Genomic DNA, 26,765 nt, shown 5'->3' with positions numbered 1-26,765 from the left:
CCCGGCCTGCCTTAGGGCAGGGCGTTGGCCAGTCCGGACGCCCAGAGACGGCGGGGTCAACCTGGAGAGACAGCAACCTTGCCTTCACCACCCCGGCGGGTCGACCTCTCGACCCGGCCGACCCCACCCGCACCTTCACCGCGCCCTTCCGCAGAGCCAGCCTCCGCCGCGTACCCTTCCACGGCCTCCGGCACTCGGCCGCCACGCCGCTTTCGCGACGCCATCGGACACCCTCAGCACTGCACTCGGCAGCCCGGAGACCACCGAGACGGCAAGCGGCGACGGCTAGGAACCGCCGCCTTGTGCCATCTCCGTCCGTTGACGTTGCCGTCAACTACTGCCGTCACTACGCGCAGAAGCCCCGACAGAGACGATCTGGCGGGGCTTCACGTTTGCGCTTGCGTGCCCTCACAAGCCCCAGACGGACTCGCGGAACCGCCTCACTTCGGCCGCGCTCGTCACCCACTCGGAGATGCGGTTCCCGTCCTCGTCGACTTCACGGCGAGGCTCCACGTACCGCCACGGCTCTTGCGGGTCGAACGGTTCATTGAGCTCATCCAGAAATATGAGCGAATTCTGGACGCGGATCACATCCCCGTCTCGATACATAGGCCAGCAGGAGATGAAATTACTGGCCGCCGGATCAGTGATCGAAGCAATGAGGCAAGAGGTCACCTTCTCGGAGCATTCGATTTCCCTCAGGGCACTCCCCCAGCTGCGGCGATATTCATCCACCGACCAGAAGCTCAGGTCCATCAGGAACGTCTCCGCGAAGCTGCCGACTCTAATCCTGGCGACAGCATCGGAGGATGACGGGGCCACACCCTCCGAAACCGGATCGTCGATCACCTCGATGGAGAACCCATCATTCCTTGAGGTAGTTGAGATCTGGGTCATAGGTTCCGATCCGTTGCCCTCTGCGATTGAACATCTTCCATCCGTCCGTCACGTTGTGGCCATCGACATCAGGCGTGATGTAGTTCTTTCCGTTGGAAAAGACGACCTGACCATGCGAATTGAACGGTGCCTTCTGCGCGGGAATTCTTGTCCTGTACCCAAGTGCGTTAGCCCGATCGGCCACGCTCCCGGCGTACAGCTCTCGACTCTGGCGACTGCGCTCAGCCACCTTGTCCGGATGGTAGGGGTCACCCTCGAGCGCAGGGGAAGAGGTATACCCCTCAGGAAGGTCACAGTTACTGTTGTGAACGAGTACCGGCGTGGCCCCCGCCAGCACATAGTACGAATGAATGCCGGTGATCGTCAGGTCATGCGTCCGCTGGCGCTTCTCGAAGTAGCGGACGTCCGCAACCTCAACCGTTTCGCCCGCCGGCGTGCGCAGTGCCATGCCCGGACGGAGATCACCCGCCTCGACCCACTCGCCCTCGGACTCCACCCAGAACGGGTGCGTCGTCGTGGAGATCAGCGCCTCCGGCTTGCCGGACTCGCCTTCGATCGTGAGGTCGACGAAGTGCTTGTCGTCCTCGGTGACGATCGTGCCGGCCACCTCGCGGACCGTCGTCTCGCCCGTGTCCGGGTCCGTGACGGTGACCTTGTCGCCGAGCTCGACCTCCTCGATCGGCTTGGTGGTGCCGTCGGCAAGCAATACCAGAGTGCTAGGCAAGAAACTGTGATTGACCGGCGCTGTGGGGCAAGACCCGGCCTCGCCTGACTTCTTCGCCCCTGCGGCCTTCTTCCTGGCAGCGGCGAGTGCGTCCTTCGCCTTCGAGAGGCCGTCCTTGGCCTTGCTGATCGCCTTGCTCGCGTCCCAGAGGTCCTTGATGCCCCCGATGAGGTCGCCTACCAGGCCCGTGACGCGCTTGCCCAGCTTGTAGGCGTCGTCCCACTTCCACGGCCCGCCGTACTTGGCGAGGAGCTTGCCGGCGAGGCCGCCGGCGAAGCTGCCCGCGATGTTGAGCAGGGTTTCGCCGCAGGCGCCCATGTCTCCGGTGGAGAGGCAGTCCATCGCCGCGTCCACACCCAGCTCGTCACGGATGATCTTGACGAGGGCCTTGCCGGCCGACTTGATGCGCTGCTTGGCCGCCGTGCTCTGGCCCTCGGCCTTCTGTACGTTCTCCGAGGCCGTGTCGACGTTCGAGGAGGCGGCCGCGACGCCCTTGGAGCCGGTGGGGTCGTTGCCGTTGTCGATCGGCACGCCGCCCTTGCAGGCGAGGCCTCCCTCGAAACACTCCGGCACGTACAGACCGCTGGGGTCCGCGTACGTCACCGGGCTGTTGTTCGCGTAGGCGTAGCCGTTGATCTGCTGCGGCTGCAGGTAGTCGATGATCGGGTCGACCGAGATGAACTTGCCGATGGCCGCGTCGTACTCGCGCGCCCCCAGATGGGTCAGGCCGGTCGAGGCGTCGATCGTGCCGCCGACGAAGCCCTTCTCCCCGGGCCATGCCCCGGTGGCCTTGCCGCGCTCGACGCCGTACGGGTCGAAGCGGCGCTGCGAGACCGCGCCGGTGGTCGCGTCGACGGCCAGCTCGCCCGTGCCGTGGTGGTCCGAGGCGACGAACGAGACCTTGCCGTCGTTGCCGCGGACGGCGACGGTCTGGCCGGCGTGCGTGTAGTAGCGGGTGGCTTCCTTCTTCGTGCCGTCGGCGGAGAGCTTCAGCTCCATGCCGGGCAGGTAGACCGTGGTGCCGGTCGTGTCCTTGCGCTGGACGCGGTTGCCTCCCGCGTCGTAGAGGTACGTCGTCGCCGTGCCGTTGGCCTCGGTGGCCTTGGCGAGCTTGCCGGTGTCGGTCCACTCCAGCGTCTGGGCGTTGCCGCCGATGGTGCGCTTGGTGGTGTTGCCTGAGTTGTCGTACTCGTAGGTGGACTGGCGGTCGCCGGTCGGGGTGTTCTCCACGACCTTGGTCAGCTGGTGCGGGCCGTCGCCGGCCACGCCCGCCGCGCCGTAGGTGAAGGTGCGGGTGACGTTCTTCGCCGCGTCACGGCTGACGTCGTGCACCGTCTCCGAGGTGCGGTTGCCGATGGCGTCGGTGACGTACGACTTCCAGTACGCCGCCGGACCGCCGAGCGCGGTCGTGCCTGGGGCCGCCTGGCAGGCCTTGGGGCCTGTGCCGCCCACCGGAGCGGTGGAGCCGACGGTGCCGTTGCCGGACGCGTCGGCCGTGGTGGCCGCCGGGGTCCAGGCCTCCGACAGGCGCTGACGGCTGTCGTAGGCGAAGCACTGCACGTCCGGGGAGGCGGTGTTCGCCGTGTCCGAGATGGACAGGACGTTGCCCGCCTGGTCGTACGAGTAGTTCGACTCCTTGGCCGGTCCGGTCGTGCCGCTGATGTCGACCAGGGAGCGGGTCAGCCGGTCCGTGCCCTTTTCGTAGGCGAAGGTCTGCCAGACCTTCTTGCCGCTGCCCGTGGACAGCTCCAGCTGCTGGAGGTGGCTGTTCTGCGAGTAGACGGTGTTGGTGACGTAGGTGGTCGTGCCGTTCAGCGTCGTCGGACGCTGGAGCTCGTCGTACCCGTGGGCCAGCGTTTCCGCGGGCAGGCTGCCCGCAGCGGGCATACCGGCGGTCTTGACCGTGCCGTCCGGGTTGTAGGACGTGTCGAACACGTACGTACCGGCGAGCGTGCCCTGGGAGGCGGGGACCACATAGGCGGTCTTCAGGGGGCGGTAGAAGTCGTCCACCGACTGCACGACCGAGGCGAAGTACTCCGTCGGCGAGATGTAGCTGAGCGAGGCGTACGCCAGGCCGAGCCAGCCCGTCTTGTCGTACCGGGTCTCGGTCAGCTTGACGCCCGTGGTGGGCTCGCCCTGCCACGTCGAGGTGACGCGGCCGAGCTTGTCGTAGACCGTGGAGATCTTCTTGTCCCGGGCGTCGGTGGTGGACACCGGACGGTCGAGGGCGTCGTACGTGACGATCGACGTACCGGCGTCCGGGTCGACGCTCTTCGTCTTGCGGCCGAGCTGGTCGTACTCGTAACGCCAGACGTTGCCCTTGGCGTCGGTGACCGTCTCCAGCTTGCTCGACGGCGTGTAGGTGTACTTGGTGACGTCGTAGCCGAGAAGCGGGCTCGGGGAGGCCCCCCGGTAGTGCCACACCTCCGCCGTGTTGCCCTGGGCGTCGTTGATGGTCGTCGTCGGCACGCCGCCGGTCGGCGGGTCGACGTGGACGCGCTCACCGTCGTACGTCGTGGTGGTGCGCCACTGCTCGACGCCCGAGACGGCCATGATCTGGGCGGTGGGCCGGCCCAGGCCGTCGTACTCGACGAGGCTCTGCGCACCCACTTCGCCGTTGTGGACGGTCAGCAGCTCGCTGGAGGGCGCTCCGGCGGCGTTGTAGGTCGCGTTGGTCTTCTTGACCTTGCCCGTGCCGTCGTAGAAGGAGTCGGCCACCATGCGGGTGCCGCCGGGCCCCTCGGTCTGGATCTGGCGCGGGCGGAGCAGGCCGTCGTAGAGCTGGTACTCCGTGCCGTAGGTGTAGCCGTTCTCCAGCTTCTCCGTCTTGATCGCGACGACCTTGTCGCGCCGGACGTCGTAGGAGTACTTGATGCTCGGCGTCTGGATCTTCGCCCGGTCGGGCAGCCACACGGAGGTGAGGCGGCCCAGGCTGTCGTACGCCAGGTCGGTCCGCTCGCCGTTCGGGTCGGTCTGCCCCGTCGACATGCCCCACGCCGGCGCGTAGTCCGTGGTGGTGACGTGCCCGAGGGCATTGGTGTGCTTGGCCTGCGACAGGAGGCCGTTGACCTCGGTGTACGCGGTCTTGGTCACCGCGTCGGCCGCGTCCGTCTGCGTGAGCGGACGGCCGTACGCGTCGTACGTCGTGGTGCCGGTGACCTGGTAGGTGCCGGTCGTGCCGTCGTGCGAGGTCAGGCGCTCGGTCCTGGTCGCGTCGCCCACGGTGGGCGCGGCGCCGAAGGCTCCGTTGTCGTACGAGGTGCGCTCGTCGGCGTAGACCTGCGTCCTGCGGTCGGGGGTGGCCGTGCAGGCCACGCCGACGGATTCGCTGCGCGAGGGCAGGGACAGGATGTTCTTCGCCGTGTTGTCCGCGTACCAGGTACGCGTACAGGTGTCGTCCTTCGTCATGGAGACGTCACCGAGGTCGTTGACCTCGATGACGCGGCCCGTGCGGTTGGCGGTGTCGTACTTGGTGGTGGACTTGGTCTCCCGCCAGGTGCCGTTCGACAGCAGGGAGAAGCCCCGGCCCGTCTCGGACCTCACGAGCACCGACCGCGTGGTGCCCCAGCTGCGGGTCTGCGTGCCGGTGTAGTGCTTCCACGGCGTGCTGATCGACTTGGAGATCAGCTTGGTGCCGTCGTAGGTGGCGGCCTCCAGCTGGTGGCCGGTGAACTCCTCGTGGTCCGTGTACACGGCGCCCGTGGAGTCCGAGACCGTCACGGAACGGGTGGCGCCGGCCGCGTCCTTGTCGCCGTTCATGCCCTGCATGAACGTGTAGTCGACCCGGGTGGACTGCTTGTCGGCGCTGCCACTGGTGACGGTGACCTTGCCGTAACCCTGCCAGGCGCCCCAGGTGAGGTACTTGTCCAGGGTGATGCCGTCGGGCTTGGCCTTACGCCAGGCGGTGTTGCCCTGGTAGTTGTACCGGGTGACGAGGCTCTCGCCGCCGCCGGTGCGGTCGGTCTCGACGATCTCGGCGACCACGTACTTGTGGAACCAGTCCGTGATCGGCTCGATGTAGCCGGGCGGCGCCCACTTGACGGGGTAGCAGCGCTTGGTCGACTCGCCCGGCTTGGGCAGAGCGTCCTTGGTGCACTCGGTCGGGGCGTAGTTGACGTCCAGCTGGGCGCCGGTCTCACTCAGAACGGCGGAGAGCCGGAAGCGGTGGAAGGGCGCGATGTTGTCGCCCACCGCGTCGACGCGGTTGACGAGGGTCTCGCCGTACAGCTCGAGCGACGGCAGCTTGACCGCGGTGCCGGCCCGGCCCTCGTGGTCGATCTTCGACAGCCACAGCGTCTTGGAGTTGTCGCCGTTGTCGGTGAACAGATGCGTGAGCGTCCAGGCGTCCACGTCCTGGTACGTCGTCGCGTCCTTGCGCATCTGCGTCGTGATGCCGACCAGGCGCTTCGTCGTCCAGAAGGTCTGGCCCACGGTGCACTTGGTGTTGGGCGCGCACTCCTGGTCGACGGGGACGTCGGGCCAGTACGCGGCGTTGGTCTTGGTGCGCTTGCTCTCGGCGCAGTCGAAGTCGGCGGTGGGAAGGCACCGCTCGGCGACGGTGAAGACGACGCGGGCGGGGGCCTTGGCCGCGTAGACGGAGCCGTCGCGCTGACCGTAGTCGATCCGCTTCAGGTAGCCACCGCGGTGGTAGGGGGTGCCGTTGACGTCCGTCTTGCCGTTGAGCGCGTAGTGGTTCGTCTCGGGCGTGTAGAAGTAGGACATCACGTTGCCGTGGGTGTCCTTGACGTAGTCGAGGCTCCAGCGCCAGGCCTGCTTGCAGTGGGCGCTGGTGAAGGTGGCGTTGTAGCAGGGCTCGCCGGAGTCGTCACCGAAGACGGGGACCGTCCACGTGGAGTTGGTCTCCTCGTTGCCGGTGGCCCAGCCCGGCAGGCGGTTGAGGCCGAAGGAGTACTCGGTGCCCTCGGGGGTGGTGACGCGCCAGTGCTCGCCGTCGTTGTCGCCGTTGACGCCGCCGGTCAGCTTCTCGACCTTGGTGCCGTCGTCGGAGGCGAGGCGCCACTGCTTGCTGGTGTCGTCCTGGATCAGCTCCGTGGCACTGCCGTTGAGCATGATGGTGGCGTTGTCGAACGCCCAGCACTGCTCGCCCGAGGTGGAGTGACCGTCGTCCGAGCAGGGCTTGTAGCGGCGCTCGATGTAACCGGGTTCGTAGGAGAAGCCCTCTCCGATCCAGGAACCCTGGTTGTTCGTCGCCGCGGTCCGGCCGTCGGCGGACTGGGAGGAGTAACCGAGACCGATGCTCGGGATCTGCCCGCCCGGCGTCGGGACCGTCCGCAGCGGATAGCTCCACGAGAAGGATCCCGAGGAGGTGTTCATGTTCCAGCTGGCCGAGGGCGACAGGGCGGTCGCCTTGTACGTGCCCTGCGCGGACGAGGGGCCGGCGGTGACGGCGAAGAGCGAGGCGCCCGTGTCCGCCATCGTGGAGGGGCCGTCCGACGAAGGCGCCGCGGTGACATCGGCGGAGAGCGTCCGCGCCTTGGCGTCGTTCACCGTGGGCAGCGGCTTGGCCGTCGCCGGGCACGCCTTGCCACCGGGCTCGGCGAAGGCGGCACACGCGGGCAGCTGGACGAGGTGGAGACGGGCGCCGTAGGTGCCGCCGAACCCTTCGGCGAACGACGAGTAGTCGACGTTCAGGCGCACCTTGGCGGCCTTCGCCGCGTCGTCCGCGCGCTCGACCTGGAGCAGCGCGCTTACCCCGAGCTTGGCGGCACGCTTGGGGTCGAGGACGTCGACCTTCACCTTGTCCGGCGCCGTGTCGGGCTGCTTGGCGCCGGTCTTGAGCTGTGCGGCGGTGCGCGACAGGTTGACGGACACCGGCAGTCCGCCCGGCGAGACGACGGGCGCCTTGGCGCCGGGCCCGGCGACCCGCACCTCCGCGGCGCCCTGCACCGGCCAGCCGGCCTTGCCGAGGCGCGGCGCGGCGGCCTTGCGGGCCGCGTCCGCGGGGCGGGGCTTGACCTTGCCCGGGGTTCCTTCGACGGGATCGCCGAAGTCCTGGACGCCGGGGCGGCCCCGGCCCTTCTCGTCGGCGAAGGCCACAGACTGGACGGTCGACGCCGACAGTGCCAAGGACAAGCCCAGCACTGTCGCGGCGACCGTATGTCTGGGCATGCGGCGGCTCAGCAAGCGGCCACGTAGAGACATCAGAGAACTCCGCGTATGCGAGTGACGGAAAAGCGGGAACGAGCGCGGGTGGGCCGGCTCCCGGGCAGGAGCCGGCCCACCCGCTGGGGATTACATGTGGGGCAGGGGGGTGAGTCCCGACAGCTTCTGCACCATCACGAGGTCGGCGGCGCCGGTGTAGGCGCGCACCTCGTCGAGGGCACCGGCGAAGTACTCGCTGTCACCGATCACCGAACGGCCCACCTGGAGGCCCTTGGTGGTCCCCCAGAGAGTGGTGTCGACGCCACGGGCGGTGGAGGCCAGGAGGCCCTCCACGTAGAGCCTCAGCTCATTGGCGACGGCGTCGTAGACGACGGCCAGGTGCTGGCCGGAGCCGCCGCTGTCGGGCAGCTGCTGATCGTCCACGAGGATCTTCTTCTCCGCGCCGGCCGCGTCGGTCCTGCTGACCACCAGCTCCCACTTACCGCCTTGGTCGTCGGCGTGATAGCGGACGGCGACGCGGTTGTTCACGGTCCCCGGCAGGGACAGGACGGTCTGGGACTTCGTCGGGTCCAGCGACGTGAGGCGGGCACGGGCGGTCAGCGTGAAGCTGGTGGAACCCGTGATCGGGGCCGCGGCCGTGGACGCGTAGTCGCCGTCACCGTCGAGGACCATGTGGCCGTCGCCCATCAGCGTGGCCTCGCCCACCAGCGGGTCGGGCTGGCTGTAGATGTACGCGTTGCCCGCCAGCGTCAGCGCGGCACCGCCCTCCACCTTGTTCGCGGACGCACCGCTGGTCGCGGCGTCCAGCGGCCAGTAGCCCTTGCGGTCCGGCTTGACCGTCATCAGTTCGGCGACCTGGGCGGTCGGCAGGACGCGGTCGAAGACGCGGACCTCCGCCATGTCACCGGTGAAGTGGTTCTGGTAGCCGGTCTTGGCGGTGGAGCGGCCGATCTGGAGCGGGCCGTAGGACTTCCAGACGGCCGGCCGCGAGACGGTGCCCTTCAGCTCCTTGTCGACGTACAGCTGGAGCTTCTTCTGCTCACCGTCGTACACGCCGGTGAGGTGCACCCACTGGTCCTTGACGAGGCTCAGGTTGGCTGCGTGGACCTTGAACTCGCCGATGGAGTCCACGTCCGTGATCGGGATCGCGAAAGCCCACGTCTTGCGAGCGGCGTCGTAGCCGAGGGTGAAACCGGGCTCGCCGGTGCCGTCCTGGCTGACGACGGTCATGTCCCGCTTGGGGGCGGTGTCGGGTTCCGGCCAGGTCGGGCGGACCCAGGCGCTGACGCTGAAGCCCTTCGCCGAGTCGATGACCGTCTCCTCGGTGTCGAGGTAGGCGTTCGGGGTCCCGTCGAACCGCGCGGCGGCGTCCGACTTACCGCCGGGGCCATCCACACCGAAGGTCACACCGGTGCCGGCGGTCGCGGAGAAGGTCCCCCGCTCGTCGTGGGCCTCGGTGCTGCCCGCGTCGTCCGCGAGGTTCCACTGGCCGGTGACCGGCCTGCCCTCGCTCACGCGGAACTCGTAGCGGTGCGTCGTACTCGGGTTCTCGGCCTTGTCGACGGCGACGACCTCCAGCCAGTGCAGGCCGTCCCTCGTCGGCATCCAGCTCACCGACGCCGGGCCGCCGGCCGCCGCGGCGGTGACCGTCGTGGCGGGCGAGGCGGTGGAGTCGAAGGCGTAGCGGTACTTCACGACGTCCGTGTCGGGCACGGAGTCGTTCGGGTTGGGCGAGAAGGTGAAGGTGCCGTAGGTGCCCACGCCGTCGTGGTAGACGGAGTCGGAGGGGTACTGCTGGGACACGACGTTCGGCTTGCCGGGCAGGGTGGCGTCGTAGATGAACTCGCACTTCGACGCCGACCAGAGGCCCAGGCCGTCACCGTCGTAGGCGCGGGCGCTCCACGAGATGACGGTGTTCTGCGGGATCGTGGACTTCACCTGATGGGTGAACTTGGTGCCGGCGATGGGTGAGAGGTAGCCCGTCCGGGTGGTGTAGTACTGGGGCTTGCCGGTGCTGTCGGTCCACTCGACCTTGAACTCGACCAGGACCTTGTCCGTCACGCCGTTGCCGTGGTCGGGGTCGCGCGCCTCGGTGGAGATGACCGGGGGCACCTCGCTGTACGGGCGCGCCGCGCCGACCTTGCAGCCGCCGCCCGGGTTGCTGGACATCATGCCCGCCGTGATCTGCGACGGCAGCGTGTTGTAGCTGACCGACAGGTAGGCGTTGCCGCAGATGCGCTTCCACTCGGCGAACCGGGTCTCGTCGTTGGCGCGCAGGCCCAGGGTCATCGCGGTGACGCCGGTACCGGCGGCGGACCTGACCGCGTTGGTGAGCGCGCCGGTGGCGGCGCTCTCGAAGTGCAGGTTCGCCTGGTTCGAGCAGGAGCCGGTCGGCGAGATGGCCTTGTCGACGGTGTGCAGGTGGGTCGTCCAGTCGTCCTGCGTGTTGGACCAGTTGCTGGACGAGGTGATCGTGTAGTTGCCGCTGCCGATCCGGTACAGCCGGATGGGCTCGGCGGTCGGCTGCGCGCTGTAGATGTGCGCGACGTTGGCCGAGAACGAGGTGCTGATGATCTGCTTGCCCTTGTAGAAGGACATGGGCATGGTGAACAGCAGTCGCCGGACACCCACACCGTTGCAGGAGACCGGGTTGTAGTCCGTGGGGCACTTGCCCACACCGGCGTCGCCGGAGTACTTCCAGTCCTGCTCGGTCGGCATGCCGGACATCACGCCGGTCCACGCGGTACGCGAGGTGGTCCGCGGGATCGGGTCGATGACGACCGGGAAGACCGTGTCGGTGGACGTCAGCAGCTTGCGGTCCGGTACGAGGGTCAGCTTGCCCTTGCCGATCTCCAGGCCGAGCGGGGCGACCTTGCCGCCGCCACCCGGGCCCTCCAGGGCGGGGGCGGGAGCCGGGGCCGTCGCAGCCGCCGTCGCAGTGGCGGTCGCCGTCGCCGTCGCCGTGGCGGTCGCCGTCGCGGCGAACGCCTGCCGGACGGCCTTGGCGCCCTGGGACCTGGCCGCCGCCTCCTTCACCGCGGCCGAGTCCCACATCGCGGGCTTGCCCGCCTCGAAGACGGTGCCGCCGACCGCCGCGTCCTCGGCCTTGAGGGCGCCCGAGGCGTCCTCCGCGACCTTCACGCCGCCGGCCTTCAGGCCCAGGTCCAGCCGGGCGAGCCGCGGGTCGGCGGCCGCCTTGGGCGTCTTGACGACCAGCAGGTGGCCGAAGCCGTCGGCTTCGGCGCGCACGGTCAGGTCGACGCCGGGCAGGGCGTCCACGTACGTGGCCGTGTCTCCCTTGAGGACCGGCGCCGGGAGCTTGCCGTACGGCCAGGTCAGCGCCAGCTCGCGGCCGACGTGCCGCAGCGACGCGAACGGCGTGCCGGCCTGTCCCGACGACAAGGTCAGGTCGGCGGTGGCCGCCTTGGGGGCGATCGAACCGTCGGGCCGCTTCACCAGCGTGGTGTCGATGTCGACCCACGTGCCGCCCTTCACGGTGCGCACCGGCTGGGTGTACTCCCGTGCGGTGAAGGTGCCGTCGGGCTCGGCGAAGACCTCACGGCGCTCGGTGCGCTGGTTGAGGACCTCGACCCGCTTGCCGCCCTTGCGGGCGGCCGCCCGGGCTTCGTACTCCGTATCGGCCGGGCCTGATACGGCGGCCGGCTCGGATCTCCGTTCCGGCTGTCCGGGCGCCGGAGGCCCGCTCACGACGGTGGTGAGGACGGCGCCTGCCGTCGCGGCCACCACCGCGCTGCGCAGCAGTGTGCTGCGACGTATCCGTGCGGACACGCTGTCACTCCCTTTTGTGCTCATGTCAACGATGTGGGAACCACGTGTCCGGGTCATCCGATGGCGGTGCCGAACGCGCCGTCGCCGGCCGGGATGACGCCGTCGCCGGGCCGCCACGTCTGCGTCGGGGCGGAGCCCTGCGCCGCCGTCCACGGGAAGCCGTACACGGCGTGTCCCGGTGCGGCGCCGTAGGGCAGACCGACGAACAGCGAGGTACGGCTGGCGCCCAGGCTGATGCCGGTCAGCAGCTGGTTGCCGGAGGTGTCCGGGATGCCGGTGCCGGGTTCCATCCAGGTGTCGCCCGTACCGGGCGCGCCGATCATGGGCAGGATCTGCACGCCGCCCTTGTCGCGCTGCTCCTCGGAGGACTCCTCACCCGGTACGCCGACGGCGACGCGCAGGGTGGAGGCGGTGCCCACCGTGGCGGGCGAGGTGTTCACGGCGGCGAGCCGCTGCCCGAAGAAGTCGCCCGGCTCGGCCGCGCCCTCGACGTTCGCCGTGTTCTGGTCGATCCAGTTGAGGCGCGTCACCCCGCCGTCGGCGGTGATGTGGTACGTCACCACGGCGCCGGCGTCGACCGATCCGACCAGGTCCTCACTGGGCGCGCCGACGGCGAGCAGCCAGTCGGTCGCCGTCGTGGAGGTCGACGGGCGGTACGGGACCATGGCCATGGAGGTGCCGAAGCGGTCGCCGTCCTCGGCGGACGATTCGTAGCCCGCCGCACGGCCCTGGCCCATGGCGAAGGAGGGTGCCGGGATGCCGTCGGCGTTGATGGACGGGCGGAACGCCATCACGGCGCCGGACGCCTGGTCGGTGTCGATCGACTCGCCGGGCACCCCGACGACGAACACCTGGCCGGATGCGACGAGGGACGCGCCGAACTGGTCGTGCGCCTCGGAGGTCTCCCAGACGCCGATGCTGTCCTGGTCCACGGAGGCGGCCCGGAAGTCGGACCCGTACATGCAGGTGACCAGACCGCTGTCGGTGAGGCCGCGGGCGTCCTCGCCCGGGGTGCCGATGATCAGGTACGGGATTCCAGAGGCCGACAGGGTCGTCGCGACCGAGTAGCCGACCCAGTCCTCCGGCTCGGCGACCTCCTTCATGAGGCCGTCCGCGCCCTGCCGGAAGCCGACCGAGCCCAGGGCGCCGAGGCCGGACGGGGAACCGTAGACCAAGTGGACGAGGCCCGCGTCCGGGACGGTGCCGACGTCCTCGTACGGGATGCCGACCGCGAGGTCGCTGCAGCCGTCCTGGTTGGCGTCGTACATGGCGAACGAGAAGCCGAACTGGTCGCCCGCCTCCGCGCTGTCCGAGACGCCTTCCGTGTCCTGCGAAAGCTGGACGGTGCCCTTGCCGCCGCCCAGGACGATATTGATCAGCCCTGCCTTGGGCTGTCCGCTGACGGTGGCCATCGGGTCGGTGATGACGACGTCACGCAGACCGTCCCCGTTGAAGTCGTAGTCGACGCCACCGGCGCATGCCGTGGCCGCTCCCGCCTCCTGTGACGAACCTGGCACCGCCCCCGTTGTGATCAGTGCCGCTACGGCGGCCCCGGCGGCGATCCGCCACCAGGTTCTTCCTGTGCCGGGCATACGTGTCCCCCACCTCTGAACGCCTGTCATGACTCCGGCACATTGACCCGAGCAGGACAAGCCCTCAAGATCCGATGTCCGACATCACCCCCTCCGTCGGGTCACGGAACCGTCACGTCCTTTTCACATACGGGGGCAGTCCCTCAACAAAGCGCCCATACGTCCGTCGCCGCATCGCCCCCAGGTGACGCGCACGCTCACGTGAAGCTGCTCACGCCGGCCACCCGCGCCCTCGGCGCGTACCCGATGCCGGTCCGGCGGCGCTCTCCCCGGCCCGGCACGTATGCTCACCTGGCGAAGAGCACCTGGGAAAGGCATGACAGTGAACTACAGGGTCCAGCCCACCGCGCAGGTCGACGAGACCGCTGAGATCGGGGCCGGCAGCAGCGTCTGGGAGCTCGCCCAGATCCGGGAGAACGCGCGGCTCGGCGAGGCCTGCGTGGTCGGGCGCGGCGCGTACATCGGCACCGGTGTCCGCATCGGCGACAACGTCAAGATCCAGAACTACGCCCTGGTGTACGAGCCCGCCGAGCTCGCCGACGGCGTCTTCGTGGGGCCGGCGGTCGTGCTCACCAACGACCACAACCCCCGGTCGGTGGACCCCGAGGGCCGGCAGAAGCGGGGCAGCGACTGGGAGGCCGTCGGTGTGAAGGTCGCCGAGGGCGCCTCGCTCGGCGCGCGGTCGGTGTGCGTCGCCCCGGTCCGTATCGGACGATGGGCGATGGTCGCGGCAGGCGCCGTGGTCACCAAGGACGTGCCCGACTTCGCCCTGGTCGTCGGTGTCCCGGCCCGTCGGATCGGCTGGGTCGGCCGGGAGGGCGTCCGGCTGGTCGAGCGGGACGGCGAGCCCGGGGTCTGGACCTGCCCGAAGACCGGCGCCCTGTACGAGGAGAAGGACGGGGTCCTGTCGGAGCGCGCGGACCTCTCCGCCTGAGGCTGAGCCGAGGGCCGGCCGCCCGGAGTGACCAGCCACACAGGCGACCACAGCTCCGCCACAGAACCGGACACGCACATCCAAGCGTCCGATAGCATGGACGCATTTTGCCTTGAGGGAAGGGTTCCACCACTGTCATGCCGCTCGGATCAAGCGGACGCCGGCCACGCGTTCTGTATCTCGCGTATTTCTTTCCGCCCAGCCGTGCAAGTGGTGTCTTCAGAGGCCGCGCCACTGCGAACCACTTCGCCGAAGCAGGCTGGGACGTAACCGTCTGCACGGCCCCGCGCGAGTTCTTCGAGACGTACCTGCAGAACGCCTGCGACCCCTCCCTCGAGGACACCGTCGACCCGCGCGTCCGGGTGGTCCGGCCCCCCATGGCGTACTACGCGTGGGAGAAGGACGTCCGGCAGTTCGGCCGCCTGCGCCGCAACTTCCCGACCCTCGCCGCGAGCTTCTACAAGCTCTTCCAGACCAAGGTCCTTCCCGAGCACTACCTCTCCTGGATCCCGGGCGTCCTCACCCACGCCGTGAAGGCGCACTTCAAGGAGAAGTTCGACCTCATCATCGCCACCGGGAACCCCTTCGCCTCCTTCATCGCGGCGCACATGCTCAGCAAGCTGCTGAAGATCCCGTACGCGGTGGACTACCGCGACGCGTGGACCTTCAACCAGTTCACCGAGCAGCTGAAGTTCAAGGAGGACAGCAAGGCCTTCGAGTGGGAGGCGAAGGTCCTCCGTGACGCCGCCGAGGCCGTCTTCGTCAACGACGGCATGCGGCAGTGGCACATCGAGCGCTACCCGTACGCCGCCGAGCGCATGACCGTGGTGCCCAACGGCTGGGAGCCGGAGCTGCTCGGCGAGTCCGCGTTCGTCCCGCCCGCCGCGGACCGCCCGCTGCGCTTCGGCTACCTGGGCACCGTCACCTCGTACCTTCCCCTCGACGAGCTCTTCGACGGCTGGCGCATCGCGCGCAGCCACCCGCTGCTCCGGGACGCCGAGCTGAACATCCACGGACACCTGGGCTTCTTCCCCGCCGACGTGGCGACGCTGACGAAGCGGCTGCCGCTGGAGGAGAACATCGGGGTGCGCTACCACGGCGCCTTCGGCAAGACCGAGGCCAAGGCCGTGTACGCGCAGACCGACGCGCTGGTCTTCTGCGTGCCGGGCGCGCGGTACGTCACCTCCGGCAAGGTCTTCGAGTACATGGCCTCCGGCAAGCCGATCGTCTCGGTGCACAAGCCGGACATCGCCGCCACCGAGGTCCTCGACGGCTACCCGCTCTGGTTCGCCGGCGGTGAGCTCACCGCGGAGCAGGTCGCGAAGTCGTTCATCGCCGCCGCCGAAGCCGCCCGCGCGGTCGACCGCACGCAGCACGAGCTCGCCGTCGAGCACGCCCACAAGTACACCCGTGCGGCGACGCTCGGCCCCTGGGAACAGCGGATGCGCAAGCTGGTGGAGGAGCACCGATGAGCACCCACGTCCTCTATCTCGCGCTCGGGGAGTCCCGGGTCCGCGGCACCCGCGTCCACGTCGAGAACCTGGCCGCCGCCGGACGCGAGGTCGTCCTGGTGGTCTCCGCTCACGCGGCGTGGGACGACCTGCCCGAGATCCCCGGCGTACGGGTCCTGCGGGCCGGGCTCAACAAGAAGGGCTCCGCCTGGCGGTCCGCCCGCAAGCTGGTCCTCGCCAAGGACGGCCCCCTGAAGGGCGCCGACCTCCTCGTCGCGGGCGACGCGCAGGCGCTCCCGGTCGCCTGGACGGCCCTGCGCCGCCGCCCGGAGCTGGAGTTCCGGCTGGAGCCGTACGAGAGCACGGAGCGGGTCACCGAGCCCGCCGACCTCGCGGTGGTCACGCCCTGGTACCCCTCCCCCAACAACCCGTTCGCCGGGTCGTTCGTGCAGGCCGCCAACGAGGCCGTCGCGCACCACTACGACCGGATCTCGATCCTGCACACGGAGGACTGGCCCGGCAGCGCCGACCCGCTCCTCCAGGACGCGATCAAGGCCACCGCCGAGCGGTTCCTGGAGCGGCGCGAGCTGATCCCGGTGCTGGACACGCCCGAGGGCGTCGTCACGCGCGTGCCGGTGCCGATCAGCGTCCGCCGCAATTACGCCGTCTGGGTCGCCCGCCAGGAGGAGGCCCTGCGCAAGGCCCTGCCCACCGGCCGGATCGAAGCGCCCGTGATCCACGCGCACACCGGCATCTACGGCGGCGTCCTCGCCATGCACCTGGCCCGGCCCGACGCGCGCATCGTCGTCACCGAGCACTCCTCCTTCCTGGAGAAGATCTTCCGGCAGCCGGCCGGACGCAAGCTGTACGACGAGGTGCTGCACCGCGCCGACGAGTTCCTCTGCGTGAGCAAGCACCTGCGCGACCAGATCGTGAGCGAGTTCCCGCACCACGACGGCAAGATCCGCATCGTGCCGAACGTGATCGACTTCGAGCGGTTCACCGCGGAGGCCAAGCCCTCCGAGAAGCTGCTCAAGTTGCTCTACGTCGGCCGGCTGCTCCCCGCGAAGGGCGTCGTCCCGCTGCTGGAGGCCTTCGCGCTCGTCGCCGAGAAGGAGCCCGAGGCGACGCTGACCATGGTCGGCTCCGGCTCCCTGCGCGAGCAGCTGCTGGAGCGGGCGGAGGAGCTCGGGCTGGGCGACCGCTTCACGATCCTGCCGCCCGTGCAGCCCGAGGAGGTCAACGGCCTCATGCACCAGTACGACCTCCTGGTGCACGCCAGCCGCGCCGAGACCTTCGGCATGACCGTCGTCGAGGCCAACGCCGCGGGCCTGCCCGTGCTCGTCACCCGCAGCCGCGGCCCCGAGGAGACCCTCGCCGGCATAGAGGAACTGGCCGGCGGGCTCATGGACGTCAGCGACGACCCCCAGGTCATCGTCGACGCCTACTGGGAGCTGCGCGAGCGCTTCGACCAGCTCGACCTGGACAAGGCCCGCGAGGTGCTGGTCTCCCGGTACAGCCGCGCGGTCGTCGGCCGCCGGCTCATCGAGGTGTACGAGGACCGGGCGCCGGCCATCGAGCCGGACCCGGAGCCCGAGGAGGCGGTCGACGCCGAGGTCGCCGCGGCCGTAGCGGCGGTCGAGGCCCGGGCCGCGCAGGCGGAGGACGGCGCGGCCGGCCCCGCGGCGGCTCCCGGCCGGGCCCTGCTCCTCGCCTACACCCCCGCCCGGCCCCGCCGCGTCGCCGACTACGCGAACTACCTGGCGGCCCGGGGCGTCGAGGTCCACCTGGTCACGGCCCGGGAGGGCGCCTGGACGCGTACGCAGCTGGACGAGCGCGTGCAGGTGCACAACATCGAGAAGGCCGAGCAGCGGCTGCTCATCCCGCGCGGTGAGCGTTTCGTCGTCTACCGCGCCCCGCGCGCGGTGCTGCGGCGCGCAGACCGGCTGGCCGGCCGGCAGCGCGACAAGGTGGCGCCCGAGCTCGCCGTGAAGGCGACCTGGCGCGCCCACAGCAAGCTGGCGAGCAGCTTCCACAAGAAGGTGTTCCACCGCGGCTACCGGGTGGTGCGCCCGCGCATCTACGCGAAGATCGCCGAGCGGGAGATCCTCCCCCAGCTGCGGCTGGACCCGACGGACTTCGTGGTCGCCTGCGACACCAACGCGGCCCCGACGGCGTGGCGGATCGCGCAGGCCTATCCGGAGCTGCGTGTCACCAACGAGATGGACCGTGCCAGGTTCGAGCACCTGCCGGTGGTGGACACCACCACGTCTTGATCCGCACCGCGTCACACGACGGCCGGTTCCCCCATGGGGGAACCGGCCGTCCTGCGTTCACGCGCCGATGACGGTGGGCGCCGCGCGGGAGAAACGGCGAGGCCCCGCCGCGGTACGCGACAGGGCCTCGCCGGTGGAGTACGCCGGAGAGCGTCAGCCGCCGATGACGACGCGGCGCACGCCCTTCCAGGCGGCCGGGTCGGTGGTGCGGCGGCCGTCGACGAGCACGGTGACGTCCGGCAGGTCCGCCGGGGTCAGGGTGCGGTACTCGGCGTGGTCCGCCTGGAGGATCGCGGCGGTGACCTTCTCGCCCCGGTGGGCGGTCAGGCCGTGCGCCTCGAGCTCCTCGGCGGTGTACATCGGGTCGGAGACGAACGGCACCGCGCCGCGCGCCGTGAGGGCCTCGACGGTCGGGAAGACGCCGGAGAAGGCGGTCTCCTTCACGCCACCGCGGTACGCGGCACCCAGCACGAGCACGTTGACGCCGGTCAGGTCGCCGTACGCGGCGGCCAGCAGGTCGACGGCGTACTCGGGCATCGCGGCGTTGGCCTCGCGGGCCGAGCGCACGACGGTCGCCTCCGGGTCGTTCCACAGGTACATCCGCGGGTAGATCGGGATGCAGTGGCCGCCGACGGCGATGCCCGGCTGGTGGATGTGGCTGTACGGCTGCGAGTTGCAGGCCTCGATGACCTTCTTGACGTCGATGCCGTTCTGGTCGGCGAAGCGGGCGAACTGGTTCGCCAGGCCGATGTTGACGTCGCGGTACGTCGTCTCCGCCAGCTTGGCGAGCTCGGACGCCTCCGCGGTGCCCAGGTCCCACACGCCGTTGGCCTGCGGCAGGTCCTTGCGCTCGTCGAAGTCGAGGACCTGCTCGTAGAACTCCACGCCGCGCTGGGTGGAGGCCTCGTCGATGCCGCCGACAAGCTTGGGGTAGCGGCGCAGGTCGGCGAAGACGCGGCCGGTGAGGACGCGCTCCGGGGAGAAGACCAGGTGGAAGTCCTCGCCGGCCTTCAGGCCGGAGCCCTCCTCCAGCATCGGCGCCCAGCGGGTGCGGGTGGTGCCGACCGGCAGGGTGGTCTCGTACGAGACGAGGGTGCCGGGCTTGAGGCCCTTGGCGATCGCCTTCGTCGCGGAGTCCATCCAGCCGAAGTCCGGGGTGCCCTCGGCGTCCACGAACAGCGGGACGACGACCACGACGGCGTCGGACTGGGCGACGGCGGCGGTGGTGTCGGTGGTCGCGGACAGCAGCCCGGCGCCGACGGTCTCCTTGAGGAGGCGGTCCAGGTCGTGCTCGCCGGGGAAGGGCTCGGTGCCGGCGTTGACCAGCTCGACGACCTTCTCGTTGACGTCCGCGCCGATGACCTTGTGGCCCTTGGCGGCGAACTGCACGGCGAGCGGCAGGCCGATCTTGCCGAGCGCGACTACACAGATATTCATCGGGTCAGTTTCCTCTTCACACGGGACATCGTTTGGCGCAGTCGCTTGCCCACGCCGGGCGAGGGCTCCCAGAGCGGAGCCGTGGTGATCACCAGCCGCCCCTTGGGGTTGGCGTTGGCGGAGACACGGTACGGGACCCGCTCGCGCCAGCGCCGGGCCAGCGGCAGCGGCAGGCCGCGGACCGGTACCGGGATCTCGTACACGGAGCCCGCCACGTCCACGTAGACGCGGATGCCGAGCTTGGCCCGGTGGGCTTCCAGGGGGAGCCGGACGCGCAGCACCGTGCCGGTGCCGTCGGCCGTCTCCTCGCGGGTCTGCTCGCCGGGCGGGGCGGGCGGCAGGTCGGTGCCGGCGGGCAGCCGGCGGCCGCCGGGCTTGTCGGCGCTCTTGGGCATGGCCTTGGCGGCCGCCCGTACGGTGGCCGAGCCGGTCTCGCCGGTGACGGGGATCCGCACCGCGAGCCGGACGGCCATCTGCTCGGCGTCCTGCTCCCAGTCGGCGGCCAGCAGCGCCGTACCCTCCGCCAGCTGCCGGGGTACGGCTTCGGCGATGACCTCGAAGAGCCGGTCGGGCAACCCGAGGCGGACGTCCCGGAAGCCGGGGTAGCGGGCGAAGGCGCGGCCGTTCTCCAGCAGGAACGGCGGGGCGCCGTGCTCGGTCTCGTCCGCGATGGCGCGCACCAGCTCGTCGACGGCGCCGCGCTGGGCGAGCCCGATGCGTACGCGCCGCTTCACGTCGAGCTTGTCGCGGATGGCGTCGGTGAAGTAGAGGTCCGCCAGCCGGGCGATGCCCGCGCACACCTCGGTCTGCGTCTCCCGGTCCAGGGTGGGGAAGTCCTCCTGGATGAGCTTGGCGAGCTCCCAGGTGAAGTGGCGCTCGAAGACGGCGTCCCGCTTCGGACCGGCCTCGATCAGCTCCGCGGCGCGCCGCATGATCTCGCTGACGCAGTGGAGGCGGGCGAGGTGGTTGGCGCGGTAGGTGATGTTGGACGCGTCGCCCCGCTTGACCGCGTAGTAGCAGGTGTAGTCGGCGACGACGGAGATCTTGGCGGCCCGGACGCACGCCTCGATGGTGAACGGCTGGTCGGAGCCGACCGGCATGTCCTCGGGGAAGCGCAGCTTGTACTTCTCCACCAGTTCGCGCCGGAACAGCTTGGTGTTGGCCAGCGTGAACGGCAGCGCCGAGTCGTACAGGCTCACGTCCGGGTCGCTCTGCTTGAAGAGCGCCTGGTGGACGTAGCGGCCGTTGGTGCCGACCATCTTGCCGACCACGATGTCCGAGCCGTGCTTGTCGGCGCAGGCGACCATCCGCTCCAGCGCTTCCTCGCCGAGGTGGTCGTCGGAGCCGATGAAGTACACGAACCGGCCGGTGGCCACCTCCAGCGCCCGGTTGCTGGGCGCGGCGGGGCCGCCGGAGTTCTCCTGATGGATCACCTTGACAGTGCCCGGGTACTTTTCCGCGAAGCGGTCCAGTTCCCGGCCGCTGTCGTCGGTCGAGCCGTCGTCGACGGCCACGACCTCGAGCCGGTCCAGACCGATGCTCTGCCCGACGAGCGAGTTCAGACACTCGGTCAGGTACGGCATCGTGTTGTAGACGGCTACCACGACGGTGACATCGGGCGTGGTCAACGCGCTGAGTCCTCCGGGGAGAGCCGCACGGTGACACCGCTGTTGGCGGACTCGAGGACCGCGGCGGCCACCTCCACCGTACGGAGCCCCTGGCGCAGCGTGCAGATGTCCTCCGACTCGCCGAGCACGGCGTCGCGGAAGAGCTCGTGCTCGACCAGGAGCGGCTCGCGCTTCGGGATGGCGTAGCGGATCATGTCGCCCTCGGCGACACCGCGGAACGCGCGCAGCGCCTCCCACTCGGTCGCCACGGCGGCGTTCGAGTAGAAGGTGAGGTCGGCGGTGAGGGTGTCGGCGATGAAGCAGCCGCGCTCACCGGTGACGGAGGTGAAGCGCTCCTTCAGCGGGCTCAGCCAGTTCACCAGGTGGTTGACCATCGTGCCGTCGGACAGCTGGCCGACGGCGGAGACCATGTCCTCGTGCGGGCGGCCGGACTTGGACACCGTGTGGGCGGCGATGGAGGTGTACTCCTGGCCCGTCACCCAACCGGTCAGGTCGATGTCGTGCGTCGCGAGGTCCTTGACCACGCCGACGTCCGCGATGCGGTGCGGGAAGGGGCCCTGGCGGCGGGTGACGACCTGGTAGACGTCGCCCAGCTCCCCGGCCTCCAGGCGGGTGCGCAGGGAGCGCAGCGCCGGGTTGCAGCGCTCGATGTGGCCGACGCCGGCCACCAGGCCGCGCGACTCGAACGCCTCGACGAGGCGGCGGGCGCCCTCGACGGTGTCCGCGACCGGCTTCTCGACCAGGGCGTGCACGCCGGCCTCGGCGAGCTTCAGGCCGACTTCCTCGTGCAGCGCGGTCGGGCAGGCGACGACGGCGTAGTCGATGCCCAGCGAGATCAGTTCCTCGACGGTGGACAGGACGGGCGCGCCCTGGGCCCAGCCGTTCTTGTCGCCCATCGGGTCGACGACTCCGACGAGAGTCACGCCGTCGAGCCCGGCCAGTACGCGGGCGTGGTGGCGTCCCATCGAGCCGAGGCCGATGAGGCCGGCCCGCAGTCCAGCAGCAGTCACAGGTTCTCTCCCAGCGCGTTCACGGCGGTGACGATGCGCTCCAGGTCGTTCTGGGTCAGCGAGGGGTGCACGGGCAGCGAGACGACCTCGGCCGCGGCCTTCTCCGTCTCGGGCAGGTCCCAGGTGCGGCCCGCCTTCTGGTCCGGCTCCCAGTACGGCTTCAGCCGGTGGATCGGGGTGGGGTAGTACACGGCGTTGCCGACGCCGGCCTCGGTGAGCTTCGCCATCGCAGCGTCGCGGGCGCCCTCACCGCCGGTCACGCGGATCGTGTACTGGTGGTAGATGTGGCGCGCGCCCTCGGCGACGACCGGCGTGACCACGTTCGCGGCGGTGATGTGCTCCGAGAGGTACGCGGCGTTGGCGATGCGCTGCTCGGTCCAGCCGTTGAGCTTGGCGAGCTGCACGCGGCCGATGGCGGCGTTCACGTCGGTCATGCGCATGTTGGCGCCGACGATCTCGTTCGCGTACCGCTGCTCCATGCCCTGGTTGCGCAGCAGGCGCAGGGTGCGGGCGATCTCGGCGTCCGCGGTGGAGACCATGCCGCCCTCGAGGGAGTGCATGTTCTTCGTCGGGTAGAAGCTGAAGGTACCGCCGGTGCCGAAGGCGCCGACCGGGGTGCCGTTCAGGGCCGCGGCGTGCGCCTGGCAGGCGTCCTCGACGACCGCGAGCTTGTGCTTGTCGGCGATGGCCATGATCTTGTCCATGGCGGCCGGGTTGCCGTAGATGTGCACCGGCATGATCGCGGCGGTACGCGGGGTGATGGCGGCCTCGACGGCGGCGGGGTCCAGGTTGAAGCTGTCCCGCTCGATGTCCGCGAAGACGACGTCGGCGCCGACCAGGCGGACCGCGTTCGCCGAGGCGGCGAAGGAGAAGGACGGGACGATCACCTCGTCGCCCGGGCCGATGTTCATGGCCATCAGCAGAAGGTGCAGCGCCGAGGTGCCGGAGTTGACGGCGACGCAGTGCCGGCCCTCGACCAGCTCCGAGAACTCCTCCTCGAAGGCCGCGACCTCGGGGCCCTGCACGACACGGCCGGTGCGCAGTACGCGTACGGCGGCTTCGATCTCTTCTTCACCGATGACCGGGCGGGCAGCGGGGATGGGCTGCTCGTTGATGCTCGGCATGGACGTCCTCCTATGAACACCGCAAGAGCTCTTTTGGCAGAGGTCTGGGGGTGAGCGGACGTCTCGCGAGGCCGCGCGTACCCCTCCGGCGCGATGCCGACGCCCTACCGAGGATTGCTGGGACCGGTCTGTCCCGGAACCGGGTCGGTCACCGCCGTAGTCTCCGGGCGGGGCCCGCCCACGGCAGCGACCGGCGTCACATTATCAGGAATTTCCTCGTCAATTTCGGGCCTGTTAACGCCTGAAGGCATCGATTGCGAAACGAAATCCGGGTCCCGCCTCGGGGAATCCCGGGGCGGGACGCGGAACGTTCCGCTGGGCCTTGCGAAGTGTTCAACCGTCAGCCGGGGCGCGTTCCCCCGGCCGGCGGCCGAACAGCGACCGGCCCGTCGGTCTGCCGTCAGTCCTCCGTGACGGCCGTCACGGAGGGGGCGGGGGCCTGCTCGGCGGCGGCCGTCTTCTTGGCCGTCGCCTTCTTGGCCGTGGTGCCCTTCGTGGCGGCCTTCTTGGCGGTCGTCTTCTTCGCCGCGGTCTTCTTGGCGGCCGCCGTCTTCTTGGTGGCCGCCTTCTTGGCCGTGGCCTTCTTGGCGGTCTTGCGCGCGGTCGCCTTCTCGGCCGGGGCCTCGGGCTCGGCCGCGGCTTCGCCTTCCGCCGTGTCCGGTGCCTGAGTCTCCGGCTCGGCCGGGGCGCTCTTCACCACGACGATCGCGGCCTCCGCCGCGCCCCCCGGAGAACCGGCGGGAGCGGTGACCTTGCGGACCACGCGGCGCCGGGCACGCGGCGGGGCGGCCACAGGGGCCTCCTCGGCGACCGGCTCGGCGGCGACCGGCTCGGCCGGCGTCGGCTGCTCCGGCTCGGGCTGCGGCTCCGGCTGACGCGGGGCCTCGGACTCGGCCGGAGCCGGGCCCTGGGCCTCGGCGGGCGCCGGCGCCGTCGCCTTACGGGTGGCACGGCGGCGCGTACGGCCCTTGGGGGCCGCTTCCGCCGCCTCCTGCACGGGAGCCTCCACCGGGGCCGCCGCGGCGGCGACGGCCGGAACCGCCTCCACCTCCACGGTCTCCGGAGCCACCTCGGCGAGCGCCGGCTGCGGCGCGGGCTCCTGGGCGGCGCGCGGGGCACCGGCCGGGGCCGTGGCCTTGCGCGTCACCCGGCGACGGCCACGCCCGCGGCCCGCGGCGGCCTCGGCCTCCGCGACGCTGGAGTACAGCTCCTCGTCGGGGCGGAAGGGCTCCTCGACGGCCACCGGGGCGGCGACCTCCGCGGCGAGCTCGGCCTCGGTCTCGAACTCCGGCTCGGCCTCGGCCGCCGGGGTCTCGACGGCCTCGGCGGTCTCGAGAGCTTCCGCGGCCTCGGCGGCCTCGGCCGCGCGGGCGCGCTTCTTGGCCCGCTTGCCGCCGTTGCCGCCGCCCACGGTGGTCGGCTGCTCCATGTGGACGATGACACCACGGCCGTTGCAGTGGACGCAGGTCTCGGAGAAGGACTCCAGCAGGCCCTGGCCCACCCGCTTGCGGGTCATCTGGACCAGGCCCAGCGAGGTGACCTCGGCGACCTGGTGCTTCGTACGGTCCCGGCCCAGGCACTCCAGCAGGCGCCGCAGCACGAGGTCCCGGTTGGACTCCAGCACCATGTCGATGAAGTCGATGACGACGATGCCGCCCAGGTCGCGCAGGCGCAGCTGGCGCACGATCTCCTCGGCCGCCTCCAGGTTGTTCCTGGTGACGGTCTCCTCGAGGTTGCCGCCCTGACCGGTGAACTTGCCGGTGTTGACGTCGATCACGACCATGGCTTCGGTCTTGTCGATCACCAGCGAGCCGCCGGACGGCAGCCAGACCTTGCGGTCGAGCGCCTTCATCAGCTGCTCGTCGATCCGGTACGTCGCGAAGACGTCGACCTCCGACGTCCAGCGCTGCAGCCGGTCGGCGAGGTCGGGCGCCACGTGGGACACGTACCCGTGGATGGTCTCCCAGGCCTCGTCACCGCTGATGATGACCTTGGAGAAGTCCTCGTTGAAGATGTCGCGGACGACCCGGACGGTCATGTCCGGCTCTCCGTAGAGAAGGGTCGGGGCGTTGCCGCTCTTCGCCTTCTTCTGGATGTCCTCCCACTGCGCCTGGAGCCGCTCGACGTCACGGCGCAGCTCGTCCTCGCTCGCGCCCTCGGCGGCGGTGCGCACGATGACGCCCGCGTCCTCGGGGACGATCTTCTTGAGGATGGTCTTCAGCCGGGCGCGCTCGGTGTCGGGCAGCTTGCGGCTGATGCCGGTCATCGAGCCCTCGGGCACGTACACCAGGTAGCGGCCGGGCAGCGAGACCTGGCTGGTGAGGCGGGCGCCCTTGTGGCCGATCGGGTCCTTCGTCACCTGGACGAGGACGGACTGGCCGGACTTGAGCGCGGTCTCGATACGGCGCGGCCCGTTGGCCATGCCGAGCGCCTCGAAGTTCACCTCACCGGCGTACAGGACGGCGTTGCGGCCCTTGCCGATGTCGACGAAGGCGGCCTCCATGGACGGCAGGACGTTCTGGACCTTGCCCAGGTAGACGTTGCCGACGTAGCTGGTGGCCTGCTCCTTGTTGACGTAGTGCTCGACGAGCACGTTGTCCTCGAGGACGCCGATCTGGGTGCGCTCGCCGCTCTGGCGGACGACCATCACGCGCTCGACGGCCTCGCGGCGGGCGAGGAACTCGGCCTCGGTGATGATCGGCACGCGGCGGCGGCCCTGCTCGCGGCCCTCGCGGCGGCGCTGCTTCTTCGCCTCCAGGCGGGTCGAGCCCTTGATGGACTGCACCTCGTCGGACGGCTCGGCCTTCTCGCGGGCCGGGCGCGGCTCGCGGACCTTGACGACCGTACGGACGCCGTCCTCCTCGGCCACCTCGGCCTCGGCGGGCGCCTCACCGGTGCGGCGACGACGGCGACGGCGACGGCGGGAGCTGCTGGTCCCGGCGGCGGAGGGGGTGCCGCCCTCGTGCTCGTCGCCCTCCTCGGCCTCGTGGTCCTCGTCCTCCGCCTCGCGCTCGGCGGCCTCGGCCTCGGCCTCGGTCTCCTCGGCGTCTTCGGCCTCTTCGGCCTCCTCGCGGGCCTCGTCCGCGTCGGCCATCTCGCCACGGCGGCGACGACGGCCTCCACGGCGGCGGCGACGGGAGGGGCGGTCCTCGTACTCCTCGCCCTCCTCGGCGGCCACGGCCTCCGTCTCGGGCTCCTCGGCCTCTTCGGCCTCCTCCGGCTGCGGGGCCTCGGCGACGGGCGCGACGGGCTCCGCGGGCTCACCCCGGCGGCGACGGCGACGGCGCCCACCGGTCTCCGCCGGCTCGGCGGCCTCGGCGACGGGGGCGGCCTGCGCGACCGGCGCGGCCTGCGTGGTCTCGGGGACCTCTTCCTCGTCCTGCTCCGCGGCGCGGGCGGCAGCGGCGGCGGCCGCGGTCTCCGGCGTCTGGAACATCGGCTCGGTGAAGACCGGAGCCTGGAAGACGGGTACGGCGGGCCGCGTGGCGCGGCGGCGCTCCGTCTTGTGCGCCGGGTCGGTGGTGAACTGCGGCGTGGCGGCACGGCGGCGGGTACGGCCACGGGAGGCGGCGCGCTCGGCGGCGGCGACCTCGTCCTCGTCGGCCGCGATCTGCGCGACGGTGCCGGCGGGCAGGGTCTCGCCCTCCTCGGCGGCGGCCTCCTCGGCCTCCGGCTTCGGCGGACCGGCGGGCGCGGTGGCCTTGCGCGTGGCGCGACGACGCGAACGAGCGGGCGCGGGCGCCTCAGCGGCAGCCGGGGCCTCGGCCTCGGCAGGCGTCT

At 70.5% G+C, this 26,765-nt stretch carries 12 protein-coding genes; 3 read left to right on the top strand and 9 right to left on the bottom strand.

Annotation, left to right across the window (positions count from 1 at the left end):
* Positions 1-408: 408 nt before the first annotated feature.
* From ACZ42X_RS19040 to ACZ42X_RS19025, 4 genes are all read right to left on the bottom strand, one after another.
* Positions 409-897: a hypothetical protein gene (locus ACZ42X_RS19040; protein WP_468291036.1), complete on the bottom strand. Its 489-nt coding sequence runs from the start codon at positions 895-897 to the stop codon at positions 409-411.
* A complete protein-coding gene (locus tag ACZ42X_RS19035; protein WP_468291033.1) occupies positions 866-7,714 on the bottom strand; it encodes a polymorphic toxin-type HINT domain-containing protein in 6,849 nt (2,282 codons plus the stop codon). The genes ACZ42X_RS19040 and ACZ42X_RS19035 overlap by 32 nt, the downstream gene beginning before the upstream one ends.
* 159 nt (positions 7,715-7,873) lie before the next feature.
* The gene (locus ACZ42X_RS19030) at positions 7,874-11,533 is read right to left on the bottom strand and encodes a LamG domain-containing protein (protein WP_468291030.1); all 3,660 of its coding nucleotides are present in this window, start codon (positions 11,531-11,533) and stop codon (positions 7,874-7,876) included.
* A 53-nt stretch (positions 11,534-11,586) separates the two neighbouring features.
* A complete protein-coding gene (locus tag ACZ42X_RS19025) occupies positions 11,587-13,050 on the bottom strand; it encodes an FG-GAP repeat domain-containing protein (protein ID WP_468291028.1) in 1,464 nt (487 codons plus the stop codon).
* 397 nt (positions 13,051-13,447) lie between these two features.
* On the opposite strand from ACZ42X_RS19025, the gene ACZ42X_RS19020 reads away from it, so the two are divergent.
* From ACZ42X_RS19020 to ACZ42X_RS19010, 3 genes are all read left to right on the top strand, one after another.
* Positions 13,448-14,059 (top strand): acyltransferase, encoded by a 612-nt coding sequence (locus ACZ42X_RS19020; RefSeq protein WP_468291239.1) that lies wholly within the window; start codon positions 13,448-13,450, stop codon positions 14,057-14,059.
* Positions 14,060-14,196: 137 nt separating this feature from the next.
* Positions 14,197-15,531, top strand: a complete 1,335-nt coding sequence (locus tag ACZ42X_RS19015) for a glycosyltransferase (RefSeq protein WP_468291025.1) — start codon at positions 14,197-14,199, stop codon at positions 15,529-15,531.
* On the top strand, positions 15,528-17,786 hold the full coding sequence (locus ACZ42X_RS19010) for a glycosyltransferase family 4 protein (protein WP_468291022.1): 2,259 nt from the start codon (positions 15,528-15,530) through the stop codon (positions 17,784-17,786). Before ACZ42X_RS19015 ends, ACZ42X_RS19010 begins: the two co-directional genes overlap by 4 nt.
* 153 nt (positions 17,787-17,939) lie before the next feature.
* Here the strand turns inward: ACZ42X_RS19010 and ACZ42X_RS19005 are convergent, their stop codons facing one another.
* The 5 genes from ACZ42X_RS19005 to ACZ42X_RS18985 form a co-directional block, all read right to left on the bottom strand.
* Positions 17,940-19,223 carry a nucleotide sugar dehydrogenase gene (locus tag ACZ42X_RS19005; RefSeq protein WP_468291019.1) on the bottom strand — a complete coding sequence of 428 codons (1,284 nt, stop codon included), beginning with the start codon at positions 19,221-19,223 and terminating at the stop codon, positions 17,940-17,942.
* On the bottom strand, positions 19,220-20,851 hold the full coding sequence (locus ACZ42X_RS19000) for a glycosyltransferase family 2 protein (RefSeq protein WP_468291016.1): 1,632 nt from the start codon (positions 20,849-20,851) through the stop codon (positions 19,220-19,222). Before ACZ42X_RS19000 ends, ACZ42X_RS19005 begins: the two co-directional genes overlap by 4 nt.
* Entirely contained in the window at positions 20,848-21,861 is a 1,014-nt protein-coding gene (locus ACZ42X_RS18995) for a Gfo/Idh/MocA family protein (protein ID WP_468291013.1), read from the bottom strand. The genes ACZ42X_RS19000 and ACZ42X_RS18995 overlap by 4 nt, the downstream gene beginning before the upstream one ends.
* Positions 21,858-22,985: a DegT/DnrJ/EryC1/StrS family aminotransferase gene (locus tag ACZ42X_RS18990; RefSeq protein WP_468291010.1), complete on the bottom strand. Its 1,128-nt coding sequence runs from the start codon at positions 22,983-22,985 to the stop codon at positions 21,858-21,860. Before ACZ42X_RS18990 ends, ACZ42X_RS18995 begins: the two co-directional genes overlap by 4 nt.
* A gap of 400 nt (positions 22,986-23,385) precedes the next feature.
* On the bottom strand, positions 23,386-26,765 hold a 3,380-nt coding region (locus ACZ42X_RS18985), incomplete at its 5' end, for an Rne/Rng family ribonuclease (RefSeq protein ID WP_468291007.1).

This window comes from Streptomyces sp. NPDC030862, assembly GCF_055571835.1.
This window is presented reverse-complemented; position numbering and strand designations above follow the sequence as displayed.